Raw genomic sequence first — 14,474 nt, 5'->3', positions numbered from 1 at the left:
AATTAAATTGCACTATAACGTCGTTAAAAAATTTTTATTTAGAACAACTAGATACAAAAATTTTTGTCTGGTTCTAGCGTAATTTTCTTAATGTTAAATAGACCCCATATATAAGCAGATTGGTCTTAGTTATTACAAACTACAAACGTTAAACAATCATTAATAATTAAATTATAAGCATAAAAAAACCCGCAAATTTGGATTAACAAATTTGCGGGTTTTTTATGGTTTTCGAATAACGAGTTCAAAAACCTTTATTGGTGGAGCTGGGGGGATTTGAACCCCCGTCCGAAAAGCCTCAACCGTCGGTACTACATGTTTAGTATCGTCATTTAATTAACCTTTAAATCTCGGACGAACACGATAGATAAAGGCGAGGCCGCTTAGTTTTAACGCTTCAACCCCGGCCAGGGTTTCCGTCGCGATCAGGTGTTAGGGTGACACTCCAAAATCCAGTCCACAAGAATACATGGAAGGAGCGCTAGCTAGCCTAAGCTGCTAGAGAGTAGTTATCGTCGTTTGCGATTACTTTAGGTTGCGGCTGTTTAACGAGGCAAACCGCACCTCGACATGCACCTTGGGCGTCTTGAATTCCGTCGAATCCTAATCAGCCCCTGAATCAGTAAACTCATTCAGAGCGTGCGAGCAGTATAACTGAGTAAGGCGCTGATACTCAAGAACTAACTCGCTTTTATTTTATCTGTTAGGACTCGTTGACCTTTTAGGTTGAAATTTGTTCTATATAGAGGTGATTTAATTGGGCGCGAGGTTTGTAGCCTAGCAATAGGTAGTAGGCTAAGTAAAAATCGAGCAACAATGAGTAAATAGCCCTTGGAGCGAGCCCAAAGGGCAGCGTATGTTTGGCATTTATGCTACGTTATCGCCTATCTATGGGGAACAACCGCACAGCATAGGCTTTGCCTTGCATAAAAACCAAATACACTTCGGCAAATTTAACTTCAAAAAATAAACAGCCCCTCATACTAACTGGCTATTAAACAATCATATTTTTATAAATAGCTGCATAGTTAAACAACATTTACTTAACACGAGACTCTAGTTGTGCTCCAATAGAGTGCTGGCTTTTTTGATCGGATTAAAAATGCACCTTAAAGCAATAAAAAATATAACAATTATAATAACAGGCACATTAAGTAGGGAATAAATAAATGTCGGTTTTTTCATTTAATGAAGAAACGGGGTACTTATCTTTAATAGCACACCCTGTTGATAGTGGTTTTCCAATAACTGCAACGCAGTTAATTGAACTGCTAGAACAATCTGACTACTGTGATTTTGACGTTATTTCGGCCAACATTGGTAAACTTTTTTCTCAAAGCAAAGATTATAAAGAAGAGTCGTTAATTATTGCTCAGGCTGTAAATGCAACTGTTGTTATTAATATCGATGAAAAAGGCATGGTAGCAGAAGCAACCATTACCACTACAAAAGGTGGTTTATTATTATCGATGGAAGGTGCGCAAAAAGCACTGGCTGATGCCGGTGTTAAAAAAGGAATAAGCCCTCGCGCGCTTGATTCCTTTTTAGGTCAACAGTTTGAACAACCAGCTGGAAGCTCTTACAGTGCAATAATTGCTCACGGACGTAACCCTAAAGATGGCAAAGATGCTAGATTTGTTCGTTTATGCTCAACAGCCCAAGATCGTGTGCTTAGCCCTCAAGCAACTCAAGGCGGTAAGGTTGATATGAAAAACCTTGGCGCAATCATCACGGTAAAACCAGGTACACCTCTTATGCAGCGCATACCCGCCACTCGCGGTGAAGATGGCTACACTATATTTGGTGAAATTATTCCTGCAACACCAGGAAAAGAACATCAATTACAACCTTTTGAAGGGACTAAAATAGACCCCAACAACCCAGATATACTTATTGCAGATTGTAAAGGTGTACCCGTTGCTTTGCCTCGCGGTATGCGTGTAGATGATGTTTTATGCTTTGATAACATTGATGTAAGTACTGGCCATGTCGATTTTGATGGTAGCGTAATAATCAGCGGTGATATAAAAGACGGTATGCATGTTAAAGCAAACGGCGATATTACCGTTATAGGGTTTGTAGAATCAGGTATTGTTGAGAGCAAAAGTGCTGTAACAATTATGCAGGGGGCTATTGGTCGAAAACGCGAAAACAATGAAGCATTTACATGTCATATTACAGCTTTGCGTACTATTTCAATTGGCTACGCTCAATATTGTAATATAAAAACAGAACAAGATTTATTTATTGAACGCCAAGCACTGCATTGTGATATGAGTGCAAGGCGGTTAATACGCGTTGGTAAAGCAGATAAACCTCGCGGTAAAATTATTGGTGGCAATATTTTAGACGCTATGCGTATTGAAACCGGCGAACTCGGTGCACCAGCGGGAACAAAAACTCGTGTGCTTTTAGCACAAAACTGGTTTGAACTTCGTGACAAGCAGATCCAGATTGCTGATTTTGAAAAAGTGCTTGCAACTAAAGTAACTGCTTTAAAACAAGCTCGTAAAAAAGCGGGACAAGTTGCAGAGCCCACTCAGCGTCAGCAGTTATTGAATAAAATAACCGAAAATGAACAACATATAAAAGCACGTACAGAGCATGTTAATCGTCAAAAATTGTTGATTAAGCGAAAAATCACGCAATTGCTTTCAAGTTGCCGCTTAAAAGTGAATGAGTTAATGCACCCAGGGGTAGAACTTAAAATAGCAAAGGATTCAAAACAGTTTTCGCGTATTTATCCACCCCATTTATTAAAACTAAATGAAGGAAAAATTACTCAGTCATTTTAGTTTCTGTGCCATCTTGTGTATCCACTTCGGCGTCACTATCATCTAGTGGCGCTAACGGCCAACCACCTAGTTGCTGCCAACGATTTACAATTAAACAATACAGCTCAGCGGTACGCTCGGTATCATAAAGTGCTGAATGAGCTTGGCTGTTATCAAATTCAATACCGGCAGCACGGCATGCTTTAGCCAATACAGTTTGCCCTAACGCAAGTCCTGCAAGAGTGGTTGTATCAAAACTTACAAAGGGATGAAATGGTGTTCGTTTTATATTATTACGCTCTATAGCTGCATTTAAAAAGCCATGATCAAACGCTGCGTTGTGCGCCACAATAACAGAGCGTTGACACCCTGCTGCTTTTTGAGCTTTGCGTACCACTTTGCAAACTTCTTTAATAACGTCTTCTTCTGGCACTGCGCCGCGTAATGGCGAAAAGGGATCGATACCATTAAACTCAATTGCAGCTTGCTCTATGTTTGCGCCTTCAAATGGCTCTACATGAAAGTGCACGGTATGATCTATGCTGAGCAACCCTTCGTCATCCATTTTTAAAACTGAAACGGCAATTTCTAGTAAAGCGTCTGTATTTTTATTGAAGCCCGCTGTTTCAACATCAATTACAACCGGAAAAAAGCCACGAAAGCGTTTTGCGAAAAGTGTTTGCTCAGTATTTGCCATAGTATTCTTGGTTTATAGGTATAAGCCCACTATTATGTCAAAAGTGAGTACCTTTCGGCTAGTGCATTGCTAGATTAATTGCGCCTTAAATTGTAGGCATGTAATTTGCTTTAAAGTTTAAGCTAGCTAGGTGTTATTGACCTTGAAATATAATTACTCTGTATTTTGCCAAATTATTGGCATGAAAGATGTGTTGGAGCATGCCCCATGAAGTTTAAGTTGCTATTAATTAGCCTGAGTATCACCAGCGCACTATGCCACAGTAGTGCCTATGCTGCTATGCGCCAATATACAGCTAATCAAGATAACTCTAACTGGGAAGTGGTTAAAACAACAAGGCTACAATGCCAATTAAATCATGAAGTTCCTTACTATGGAGAGGCTATTTTTAAAGCTTCAGCAAGTAAAAACAAAAATCTCAGCTTTCATTTAGATATGGTTGTCAGGCCTGAAAATTATGACATAGCGGGTTTAAAAGCAGTCCCCCCTACTTGGCGTGCGGGCTTACCTACGCGCGATATTGCCAATATGAAGCTACTCAAAAAGTTTGACGGTGAGCTAGACAATAAAACATCATGGGAAATGCTAACCGAACTTGAAAAGGGCTTTTACCCTACCTTTTACTATCAAGACTGGCAAAACAGTGCCGATAAAATTGCCGTTGGTATTTCAAGTGTTAATTTTAAACAGGCGTATTGGGCATTTTTACAGTGTCGAGATGAATTACTCCCTTATAGCTTTGAAGATATTTCATTTACCATTATGAATTATCAATCAAATAGCAGTAAGTTAACTAAATCTTCGCAGCAGCGTTTAGATAAGATTGCCGAGTATTTAAAAAACGATCCGAGTATTGAATCCATTAGCATTGATTCGTATACCGATAGCTATGGTGGACGTTGGAATAACCTTGACCTTTCACGCAAACGTGCAAAATCAATTAAAGATTACATGGTTAGTTTAGGTGTTGATGAAGCAAAAGTGCAAACAACTGGTTTAGGTGAAAAACGCTTTGTGGATACAAACGAAAATATTTTAGGGCGTAATAAAAACCGTCGTTTAGTTATCCAAATAGCTAAAATGTGATCACACTGAGGGCGCTTTTAGTCTTGGGTTTTTAATTTTGTCGATTTCAAAAATTTGTCTCCAAATTGAAAAAAACCTAAACTAATCAAAATAATAACAGCGCCTATCAGCAACTCTCGACTAAGCATTTCATTATTTAGCCATGCACCTAACCCTAAAGCAAAACTGGGGGTAATTAAGGTAGTAAGTGCTACTGTACTTGCATTTAAGTTTTGTAAAACATGAAAGTAGGCAAGCGCACCGATCAGTGATCCAAACACACCTAAATACCCAATAGCCCAAAGTGATTTTGCGCTCCAATTTGCAGTATTCAACTCTCCATCGAGTAACCACCACGCTATAAAAAATAGTGGCGTTACAAACACTAAAGCACCAAAGGTGGTCGCCATTGGGTGAATTGCTATTTGTACTCGTTTTATCATTACCCCACTTAAGCTAAAAAAACACACAGCCATAAACACATAAAGTAAGCCTATACCTTGGGTTTGTGAGTGCTGCACTTGATTGTAACTAACAAAATATAAACCGATTAATGCACATGCCAGTGCCATTAACTTAATTGGGCTAAATTTGGGTTCGTTTAGTAGTTGCTGAGCGAGTAATCCCGACAAAATCGGCGCTAGACCAAACATGAGTGAGATAATTCCTGAGGGAACCGTTTTGGCAGCCATATAGCTAAGTAACATGCCACCAAAAATACCAATGCTCGAATAAAAATAAAGTAAGCACGCATTTTTACTCCAAGGCACTCTAATATTCGTAATAGCAACTATTAAGCCGCCTATAAACAATCCCACAAGCATACGCATGAGGACTGCAAGTGTTGGCGATACGCTTTCGCTGCTCCACACTATCCCTAGCGGCGTTGTAGACCATATGAGAACCATTAAAAAATACGAAGCTTTAACAGGCACGTGCCATCCCTATGCTTTTTATAAATGAATATATTAAAGAATAAATTATACGCTCACTACTGTATTTTAGTACTTTTTAAACACTAAATGCCTTAATAAATACAGCTGTAAATTGTAAGTTACATTTTAATTGCAGCGTTTTATTATAAAACTATTTAAGTTTTAGGTAACTAGTTATATCGTGCATGTATATTAATAATAATTAAGGTAATTAAGTGCTTAAAAATAAAACAATAGGGAGCATGTTAATTGTTGCAGGAACCACTATTGGTGCCGGAATGCTAGCATTACCGATTGCTTCTGCCGGTCTTGGTTTTAATACCGCATTAGTGCTAATAGTCGCGAGCTGGATGTTAATGACTTACACAGCGTTGCTTATGTTAGAGCTTCATCAGTACGCACCACGTGATGCTACTTTAAATACTTTAGCTAAACTTTGGCTTGGAAAACGCGGGCAGTATGTGGCTAATTTTTCGATGATTTTCTTATTTTATGCACTTTGTGCCGCTTATATTGCAGGTGGCGGAGCACAGCTCCAAGAGCGTATAAATATAGGTTTAAGTGTGAATATAGCACCACAACTTGGTTCAATTGTATTGGCGGTCATAATTGCGAGTGTAGTAACACTAGGCACCAGTAAAGTAGATAAATTAAACAGGGTGTTATTTACAATAAAAATCATTGTACTTGCTAGCTTGTTCTATATGTTAACGCCCTACGTTCAAGGTAAGCACTTATTAGAGATGCCAGTAGAGCAAGGCTTAATATTGTCAGCGATCCCCGTTATATTTACCTCATTTGGCTTTCATGGCTCTATTCCATCTATTGTTAAATACGTAGGCCTTGAAATAAAAGTACTGCGCAAAGTAATGATCGCGGGTGCTGCTCTGCCCTTAGTGATTTATATTTTTTGGCAATTACTGAGCCAAGGTATTATGAGCCAAGCTGATTTACTCAACAGCCAAGGCCTTAATGGGTTTGTATCTAGCGTGGCAGGTATTGCGCATAACCCAAACGTAACGACCGCCGTTAAGTTATTTGCTGATTTAGCCCTTGCAACATCATTTTTAGGCGTGAGTTTAGGTTTATTCGACTTTTTTGCCGATGCATTTAAAAAAGGTGACAATAAAACAGACCGAATTAAAACAGCCTTAATTACGTTTATGCCGCCACTTGGCTTTGCATTATTCTATCCACAAGGCTTTATTATGGCTTTAGGTTATGCGGCAATTGCACTTGTTGTTCTTGCTGTATTTTTACCCGTTGCAATGGTTTATAAACAGCGTACAACATCAAATAAAACAGGCTACAAAGTCAAAAGTGGGAATGTTGGGCTTGGCATAGCAGCGATATGTGGCATAACGATTATTGCTGCGCAGTTTATGCAAATGGCGGGGCTTATTCCTGCTATCGGTTAAAGGTTACTGCTTTTTGTTTAAATTTAGATAATAAAAAACCGCACATCATTATGATGTGCGGTTTTTTATACTAACTGCGTTTATTTACAAACGTCAGCTACAGCATTTGAAAAGTATTCAATATTTGAATGACTAATACCTGCAACATTTACGCGGCTTGAGCCAACAATGTAAATACCGTATTCTTTTTGTAGGCGAGCAATTTGCTCTTTATTAATACCTAAGAAAGAAAACATACCGTTTTGACGTTCAATAAATGAGAAGTCTTGCGCAATATCTTTAGTTGCTAAGCTTTCTTTAATTAAGCTACGTAAACCGTTTATGCGGCTACGCATTTCATCAAGCTCAGAGTGCCATAATTGTGTAAGCTCTGTACTGCTTAAAATAGTATTAACAATATCGGCACCATGCGCTGGCGGCATTGAGTAAATACTACGCACAACGCTTAGCATTACAGAGTTTGAAATGTCTGCTGTTGCGCTGTCTTTTGCAATTAGTGAACATGCACCAATACGCTCGCGGTATAAGCCAAAGTTTTTAGAACATGAAGAACAAATAATTAGCTCTTCTACTGCATCAGCTAAAATACGTAAGCCACGTGCATCTTCTTCAAGTGAAGCACCAAAGCCTTGGTATGCAATATCAACAAGTGGTGTAAAGCCAACTTCTTTTGCAAGTTCAGCAACTGTGTTCCACTGTGTTTCGTTTAAGTCCATACCGCTTGGGTTATGACAACATGCATGCACTAAAACCACATCACCTTTAGGCACTTGTTTAAGTGTGTTGATCATTTCATCAAACAGTAAGTCTTTGTTTTCGTAATCGTAATATGGGTATTCTTTTACTGTTAAGCCTGCCGCTTCAAACAAGCTAATATGGTTAGCCCATGTTGGATTAGTTACCCAAACAGTCGCGTTAGTATTACAACGCTTAATAAATTCAGCTGCAACGCGAAGTGCACCTGTACCACCAGGAGCTTGCGCGGTACGCACGCGATTTGCTAGCAATGCTTGATGTTCGCCTAGTAGTAACTGCTCCATCTTTTGGCAGTAATCTAAGTTACCCGCTAAACCAATGTAAGATTTGCTCATTTCGTTTTCAAGACGAAACGCTTCAGCTTTTTTAACCGCTTTGAGTACCGGTGTATTGCCTTGCTCATCTTTGTAGACACCTACCCCTAAATCAATTTTATTAGGGTTTGTATCTTGTTTATAGGCCGCCATAAGGCCAAGAATAGGATCTGTTGGTAATGGTTTTAATACTGAGAACATTGGCTATCTCTTATCGTTATTTAGGGGTTAGCTGTTAGCCTAAGCTTAACATAAAAGCACATCACATTGACTAGTGTTATTTATACTAGAAAGTGAGGAATTTTAATACAACACGCAATTAAAACGGCAAGTGTCTTGTCATCAAAAAAGTCATTTTTAAAGGCTTCTGCATCTATAATACCAACGCATTCATTTTGCGCGTTAAATAGAGGTAAGCAGGTTTCTGATTTAACTTTAGGATCGCATGTGTAGTATTCACCACCTTGTGATAAATACGCCTCGACGTTATTGATAATACGACCATGATGAGATAACGCTACCTGTACATTGTTGCTACCAGCAGCAAAAGCTTCTGTTAATGGAAACAACGGACGACTTGGCACCCCATGATAAGCCAATTTGAGTAATTGCTTACCTTCACTGGTATTGGTTGATTGATAAATACCATACCAGTCGACACCTGTTTGCTGCTCAATATAGCTTACAATACTTTGTAGACTAGCTAGCTTAAACTGTGTTTGCTCATCACTTTTAAGGTAGTCAGTTAATTTGAATGGCTCATCTTGTAGGTAACCAAATAAACTACACGCACCGCCCTCGCCAAGCTCAGGTATTTGATACTCCCAACGCACATCAGGCAAAATTGTGTTTGTAAGATGCAACTCAAGCTTTTCAAGCTCTGTTGAAATCAAAGTAGGATTTGCACTTAGTTGTGCTTGTTTTAGGTAAGAAGAAATCATTTAGCCATCCATACATCTAAAGTTTTCAGAATAATAGCATGGATATTTTTACAGAGCTAGCTCAACTTGTAACACATTTCTACCTGATTCCCACTGGCATTGTAAGTTACTTTCTCGGCTATCTCTTTAAGTAATGACAAACCTCGACCAAATTCACTATTCGTAGCAGAAAGTGCACTTTCACCACGATTAAAACCTCGACCCGAGTCGCAAATAATAAAATATAAACTTAATGTATCTGGGCAATAACGCATATCTATAATAATCATCGCATCTGACAACGCTGCGAGGGCTTTTTCTCTCATCTCATAGTATTTAAAAAAACCATCTTCTTGTAGTTTAATGTTTGAGTCTAAACCCAATACGCCATGGTCAAGCGAATTATTATAAGCTTCAGAAAGTAATAAAAATATATTTGAACGATGATCTTTTAATCCGCCTACCCCGCTTAAAATATTAACTAAATCGTATACGGGATCGGTTTGCTTTATTTGCTTAGCATTTAAACTTAGCGACAAATTAAATGCTAAAGTTGAAAACGTCTCTCTAACCTGCTCTTGCGAAGCAAGAGGCAAACAATTAAGTAAAACAATACTGACATCATCTTGTTGCTCGCTCCCATCCGCAAACTCACTCACATATCCAACTATGTTTTCACAGCTAACCATGGGTTTGCTTTTTAACGTTTCTAAAAAGCGTTCTTCACCAAAAAAAACATCATTTTTATTAGTTGTTTCTATAATCCCATCTGTTGCAAATGCTAAACGAGTTTCATGATCTGTTTCAAAATGAATAACTTCGTGCTCAAACTCATCTTCATCTAAAATACCTAATGCCATATGTTGAGATTCAAGAACTTGCTTAACATCACCATTTTGATCAATTAAATACGCATCTGGTAATCCGCCTAACCATGCCGATATGCTTTTCCCAGAAGAACTAAGCTCTATAATTGTTGCCGCACAAAACATATGACCAGGTAGTAAGTTATAAAGTAACGTATTAATTTCAGAGGCGACGTCGTTCACAGCCATACCTTTACTTACCATTCTATAAAAGGCACGCGAGGCAGGTAATGCACCAATAGCAGCAGCTAAACCATGCCCCGTAAAATCGCCAAGCATACAGTAAAGGTTACCAATGGGGCTTTGTGCAACTAAAAACATGTCTCCATTAAACATAGATGCAGGTGATAGGTTGAAATCGAGGTGGTCTTTAAATTTATCTTGATTTTCGAGTGAGTTATTAAAAATATGTTCAATAATCTCATGCTCTCTTTCGTTTTGGTTGTGATGATATTGAAGAAGTTCTTTTTGTTGATTGGCTTTTTTACTCAGTTGGCGAGTGCGGCTGTGCGCTTTAATTTTTGCATGCAAAATAACTTTTTCAAAAGGCTTTTGAATAAAGTCATCTCCGCCAACTTCTAAACAGCGCTCAAAACTACCTTGATCATCCAAAGAAGTAATAAAAATAATCGGTAGGTAAACTTCATCAAAGCGTTGTTTTATTTTTTGAGCTGCTTCAAAGCCATCCATTACAGGCATTATTACATCAAGTAAAATAATATCTATATCTTGTGTTTCAAGCACTTTTAATGCTTCAAGACCGTTATACGCCATCGATATTTTGTAGCCGTCCTCCTCAAGCATCTTACTTAATAAGATTCGGTTAAGCGCTTGATCATCAACAATAAGCACATGGATCATCAGCAAATATCAAACTTTTTATCAAAGCGCGAAATTTGTAATATTTTTCGTAACTGTGGCTGACAATTACTTATCTCAATTGTACCTACTTGGCTTTCTATTGTTTTTTTCATATTAAGTAACATGCCTAATGCCGAGCTATCCATGTACTCTGTTTCTCTTAAATCAACAATTACTTTTACTATATTTGCATTTATTTGAGCGTAAGCTTGTCGAAAAGATTGCACTAAATTAAAGTCAAACTTACCCTTAATTTGTATTGTTAAGGTCGTTCCATCTGCTGATGTGCTCTTAGTTAAGTTCATATATGGGTTCCAATAATATTTCCTTTAAACTAAATATAACCTGTTAAAACTAATTAGCAAAAAGAAAAACACACTAGCGCAAATTTGTTATCATTTGAGCCATTGTTTAATTCATTTTATCTATGTAGGTTAGGTATGAGTGATAATCACTTAGTATATTCGACGGATTCTGGGCGCATTAGTCAGCCTAAACCAGAAAAAGAAAGTACCGGAAAAATTTTTAAAGATGGTTTTTTGCGTATTGAACGTCAAACAAAAGGACGTAAAGGCAAAGGAGTTATGCTGGTTGTTGGAATAGATGCAAAAGATCATGATTTAAAAAAGCTGGCCAAAACAATTAAAAGCAAAATGGGCCAAGGTGGGGCAGTTAAAGATGGCACTATTGAAGTTCAAGGTGATGATCGAGACAAGCTAAAAGCGATTCTCGAAGGCTTAAAATTTAAAGTGAAAATTGCGGGTGGCTAAACCCGCATTTTACTACTCACTTTGTAACGCTTCAAAGTCAGGTATATCCTTTAACCTATCAAACAATTTTGGTAACTCAGCCTCAGTAATTGGTGGGCTAAAATAATACCCTTGCACTATAAAACAATTATTATTTTGCAAAAATTGTATTTGTTCTATCGTCTCGACACCTTCAGCAACCACATTAAGTTTTAACTTTTGCGCCATTGCAATAATTGCAGCCGTGATTTCCATATCATTGCTATCCTCTGGAATGTCTTTTACGAATGAACGATCAATTTTTAATATGTCGACCGGGAATCGTTTTAAATAACTTAAAGACGAGTAACCTGTACCAAAATCATCTATAGAAATCGAAACACCTAATGCCTTAAGCTCATGCAACTGCGTTATTGCTGCTTCGACATTTCCCATTAGCATGCTTTCGGTTAATTCTAAATGCAGATGCTTAGCAGACACCCCTGATTTAATAATCATTTTACTAAGCATTGGTACTAAGCTAGCATCTTTAAATTGACGAGCAGATAAGTTAATCGAAATATTATTACTTCGGCCTTTCTCTTGTAATCTAACTGCAAAATCGCATGCTTCTTGAAGTACCCAAGCACCCAACTCAACAATTAAACCTGTTGCCTCGGCAATTGGTATAAACTTGGTAGGAGGAATAAGCCCCTCTGTTGGGTGAAACCACCTAAGCAAAGCTTCATAGCCAACAACATGCTGATTTCGGCTATCGACTTGTGGTTGATAGTAAACAGCAAATTGTTTTTCTTTCAATGCTTGTCGTAGTTCGTTTTCTATAAATAATCGCTCATTTGCCGCAGAGTCCAATTCTTGGCTATAAAAGTGAAATGTATTACGCCCTTTTGCTTTGGCTTCATACATGGCCAAGTCGGCATGTTTTAACAACTGATCTTCTTCAAGGCTGTCGTAAGGGGCCATTGTAATACCTATACTGGCACTAATAATAACTTCATTACTGCCAAGTTTTATAGGCACATTTAACGTTTTTTGAATCGTATTCGCAACATCGGTAGCATGCTCTTGATGCTCAATACCACTGAGTAAAACCGCAAACTCATCTCCGCCTAATCGAGCAATGGTATCTTCTGCTCTTAAACGTTTTTTGAGCCTATTTGCCACCTCTATTAACAACTGATCCCCAGCATCGTGCCCTAGTGTGTCGTTAATACGTTTAAACTCATCTAAATCGAAGTAAAATAGTGCAAAGGCATAATGCCCTCTTTCTGCAAGTGCCATCGATTTGCGTAACTGCATTCTAAAAAACGTTCTATTTGCTAAGCCAGTCAACGTGTCAAAATAAGCTAACTGCTCCATTTTACGCTGACTTTCTTTTACAAATGAAATATCTTGCGCAGACGCAACATAACTTGTTATTTTTCCACCGTCCTCGCGAATTGGAGAAACACTTAGCGAAACCCAAATGGGTTGTTTATCTAAAGCTTGAATAAGTGTATCACCACGCCAATAGTTACGACTTCTCAGATCAATGTCTATGTCTTCAACCAAAATGGCCATTTCGGAGGCAATAATACTTAACAATGGCGCTCTACTAAAGTGGCTTTCTTGATACCCTGTCATCTCAAGCATTTTAGGGTTTACATATTCTATAAAGAAGTTTTCATCGGTGATCACAACACCAGTCCCAGAAAATGCAACCGCTTTGGATAAACGATTAGCTGCTTTTTCTGCTATTTCTTTTTCTGTAATACGCATATTGAGGCCATCAATGAGTTTGCGTATTTCTACTGCCATATCTCTAAATGAGCCGTTCAATGTGCCAATTTCATCTTTATTTTCTTCAGGAAATTCAGTTGTTAACTTCCCTTGGCCAAAGTTTGTCACTGCATAAACTAAAGTATGAAGGCGACGAAGAACAAGCTGATAAAGTGCTTGATGTAGCAATAAAGCAACTAAAATCGCATATAGAATGAATAACCCAAAAAACTTAAGCTTCAGTTCTTGAAGAGCTGAGAGCGTCGATGAACGTTTTTTATAGACACCAATATACCAATCTAAACCTTCTACTTTACGGATATTAATAATATGCGCTTCACCATTTTGCTTAAATGAATTCGCGTATTCAGGTAACTTCCTTTTAGTTGCATCACTAATAATCGATTGTAGTTCTTGGTTAACAAAGTCGTAGGTTTTAAGTACTTTACCTTTACTCCCGTAACTGGCTAATAAGCTCGAACTTACTTCTGGGTGCGCTAACAACTGCCCTTTGCTATCAAATACTAATAAATGTTTTTCTTTGTCGCCCACAGGCAACTGAAATATAAGCGTATCAAGCGAAATATCATTGCCTGTTACACCTAAAAACTCATTATCGACATAAATCGGAACTAATAAACTAATAACCCATTTATGCCAAACTTTATCGTAGTAAACATTTGACCACGTTGGTTCACGGCTTGGGTTAGTTTTTCCTTGAACATAATTAAATGTAGGCCCTTTAGTGAACTTAAATCCGGCGGGTGCATTTAGTGCCCAATTAGGCGGAGATATCCGTATAAAGTTATCTTTAGTAATTAAGTAAAAATTAAAAAAATCATTAATAATTGTTGGGGAGATAATTCGCCATAATGATTCTGAGTCGTTAATTAATTGCTTATAAAAAGGTGAGTAACTCTCTTGCGGTAAATAAGCTGCTGATAAACCATCAGCAGACGCACTTCGGATTGTACCATCACTGTTAAACTGTAACTGAGACCTGTTTTTAAGATCAATTGAAACTTGTGTAGAGAACAGCTGCTCTGCAACAACTTTATTGGCCTGCTCTGCGGTATTAACTTTGCTTTTAATCAATCCATCAAATTGCTTAACAAGTAACTCTGTTGAACCTTTAAGTACTTCGTGCTCTTCAAAAACAAGTTGCTTTTCTTCTGACTTGAGCATTAAGGCAGCCGCACACACGCCCGCAATTAAACAAATTGCAGATATTAGCAATGATAATTTTACACTTAGTGAGTTAACACCAAAACGCGATGGAGGGCGTCGATACACCAGGTAATCCCCCCATTTTTAATGGAGGCTATCTGTAGAATTTTCGTTGTTTAACTTTTCCAGTTTTT

General features: G+C 38.0%; 11 protein-coding genes and 1 other RNA gene. 4 read left to right on the top strand and 8 right to left on the bottom strand.

Features of this window, described 5'->3' with window-relative positions:
• Window positions 1-258: 258 nt before the first annotated feature.
• Window positions 259-615, bottom strand: a transfer-messenger RNA (tmRNA) gene (gene ssrA, locus DC53_RS21515).
• Window positions 616-1,169: 554 nt separating this feature from the next.
• Between ssrA and DC53_RS05575 the strand changes: the two genes are divergently transcribed.
• Window positions 1,170-2,795 (top strand): flagellar assembly protein A, encoded by a 1,626-nt coding sequence (locus DC53_RS05575; RefSeq protein ID WP_007379024.1) that lies wholly within the window; start codon window positions 1,170-1,172, stop codon window positions 2,793-2,795.
• Here DC53_RS05575 and rnt read toward each other — a convergent pair.
• Window positions 2,779-3,471: a ribonuclease T gene (rnt, locus tag DC53_RS05580; protein WP_008137071.1), complete on the bottom strand. Its 693-nt coding sequence runs from the start codon at window positions 3,469-3,471 to the stop codon at window positions 2,779-2,781. The two genes, DC53_RS05575 and rnt, sit on opposite strands and share 17 nt — an antisense overlap.
• 207 nt (window positions 3,472-3,678) lie before the next feature.
• On the opposite strand from rnt, the gene DC53_RS05585 reads away from it, so the two are divergent.
• Window positions 3,679-4,557: a flagellar protein MotY gene (locus DC53_RS05585; RefSeq protein WP_007379022.1), complete on the top strand. Its 879-nt coding sequence runs from the start codon at window positions 3,679-3,681 to the stop codon at window positions 4,555-4,557.
• 17 nt (window positions 4,558-4,574) lie between these two features.
• On the opposite strand, the gene DC53_RS05590 is transcribed toward DC53_RS05585, so the two are convergent.
• Window positions 4,575-5,471, bottom strand: a complete 897-nt coding sequence (locus DC53_RS05590) for a DMT family transporter (protein ID WP_033031020.1) — start codon at window positions 5,469-5,471, stop codon at window positions 4,575-4,577.
• Between the two features lie 215 nt (window positions 5,472-5,686).
• Here DC53_RS05590 and DC53_RS05595 point away from each other — a divergent pair, with 215 nt between their 5' ends.
• Window positions 5,687-6,889 (top strand): aromatic amino acid transport family protein, encoded by a 1,203-nt coding sequence (locus tag DC53_RS05595; RefSeq protein WP_081824582.1) that lies wholly within the window; start codon window positions 5,687-5,689, stop codon window positions 6,887-6,889.
• 80 nt (window positions 6,890-6,969) lie between these two features.
• Here the strand turns inward: DC53_RS05595 and DC53_RS05600 are convergent, their stop codons facing one another.
• The 4 genes from DC53_RS05600 to DC53_RS05615 form a co-directional block, all read right to left on the bottom strand.
• Window positions 6,970-8,160: an amino acid aminotransferase gene (locus tag DC53_RS05600; protein ID WP_033031018.1), complete on the bottom strand. Its 1,191-nt coding sequence runs from the start codon at window positions 8,158-8,160 to the stop codon at window positions 6,970-6,972.
• 80 nt (window positions 8,161-8,240) lie between these two features.
• A complete protein-coding gene (locus tag DC53_RS05605; protein WP_008135709.1) occupies window positions 8,241-8,900 on the bottom strand; it encodes a GAF domain-containing protein in 660 nt (219 codons plus the stop codon).
• Window positions 8,901-8,956: 56 nt separating this feature from the next.
• A complete protein-coding gene (locus tag DC53_RS05610) occupies window positions 8,957-10,606 on the bottom strand; it encodes a fused response regulator/phosphatase (protein ID WP_007378349.1) in 1,650 nt (549 codons plus the stop codon).
• Entirely contained in the window at window positions 10,606-10,911 is a 306-nt protein-coding gene (locus DC53_RS05615; protein WP_007378350.1) for an STAS domain-containing protein, read from the bottom strand. Before DC53_RS05615 ends, DC53_RS05610 begins: the two co-directional genes overlap by 1 nt.
• A 135-nt stretch (window positions 10,912-11,046) precedes the next feature.
• Here DC53_RS05615 and DC53_RS05620 point away from each other — a divergent pair, with 135 nt between their 5' ends.
• On the top strand, window positions 11,047-11,376 hold the full coding sequence (locus DC53_RS05620; RefSeq protein ID WP_007378351.1) for an SUI1 family translation initiation factor: 330 nt from the start codon (window positions 11,047-11,049) through the stop codon (window positions 11,374-11,376).
• 12 nt (window positions 11,377-11,388) lie between these two features.
• Here DC53_RS05620 and DC53_RS05625 read toward each other — a convergent pair whose 3' ends face one another.
• Window positions 11,389-14,409 (bottom strand): bifunctional diguanylate cyclase/phosphodiesterase, encoded by a 3,021-nt coding sequence (locus DC53_RS05625; protein ID WP_081824581.1) that lies wholly within the window; start codon window positions 14,407-14,409, stop codon window positions 11,389-11,391.
• Window positions 14,410-14,474: the final 65 nt, after the last annotated feature.

This window comes from Pseudoalteromonas fuliginea, from assembly GCF_000690055.1.
Taxonomy (GTDB): domain Bacteria; phylum Pseudomonadota; class Gammaproteobacteria; order Enterobacterales; family Alteromonadaceae; genus Pseudoalteromonas; species Pseudoalteromonas fuliginea.
The sequence above is the reverse complement of the archived record's forward strand: the minus strand, read 5'-3'. Positions and strand labels throughout refer to the sequence as shown.

What these genes read in the sequence shown, in the direction of transcription:
- DC53_RS05615 (WP_007378350.1), bottom strand. Translation starts at nt 10,911, where the DNA reads ATGAACTTAACTAAGAGCACATCAGCAGATGGAACGACCTTAACAATA.
- DC53_RS05605 (WP_008135709.1), bottom strand. Translation starts at nt 8,900, where the DNA reads ATGATTTCTTCTTACCTAAAACAAGCACAACTAAGTGCAAATCCTACT.
- DC53_RS05585 (WP_007379022.1), top strand. Translation starts at nt 3,679, where the DNA reads ATGAAGTTTAAGTTGCTATTAATTAGCCTGAGTATCACCAGCGCACTA.
- DC53_RS05575 (WP_007379024.1), top strand. Translation starts at nt 1,170, where the DNA reads ATGTCGGTTTTTTCATTTAATGAAGAAACGGGGTACTTATCTTTAATA.
- rnt (WP_008137071.1), bottom strand. Translation starts at nt 3,471, where the DNA reads ATGGCAAATACTGAGCAAACACTTTTCGCAAAACGCTTTCGTGGCTTT.
- DC53_RS05620 (WP_007378351.1), top strand. Translation starts at nt 11,047, where the DNA reads ATGAGTGATAATCACTTAGTATATTCGACGGATTCTGGGCGCATTAGT.
- DC53_RS05610 (WP_007378349.1), bottom strand. Translation starts at nt 10,606, where the DNA reads ATGATCCATGTGCTTATTGTTGATGATCAAGCGCTTAACCGAATCTTA.
- DC53_RS05600 (WP_033031018.1), bottom strand. Translation starts at nt 8,160, where the DNA reads ATGTTCTCAGTATTAAAACCATTACCAACAGATCCTATTCTTGGCCTT.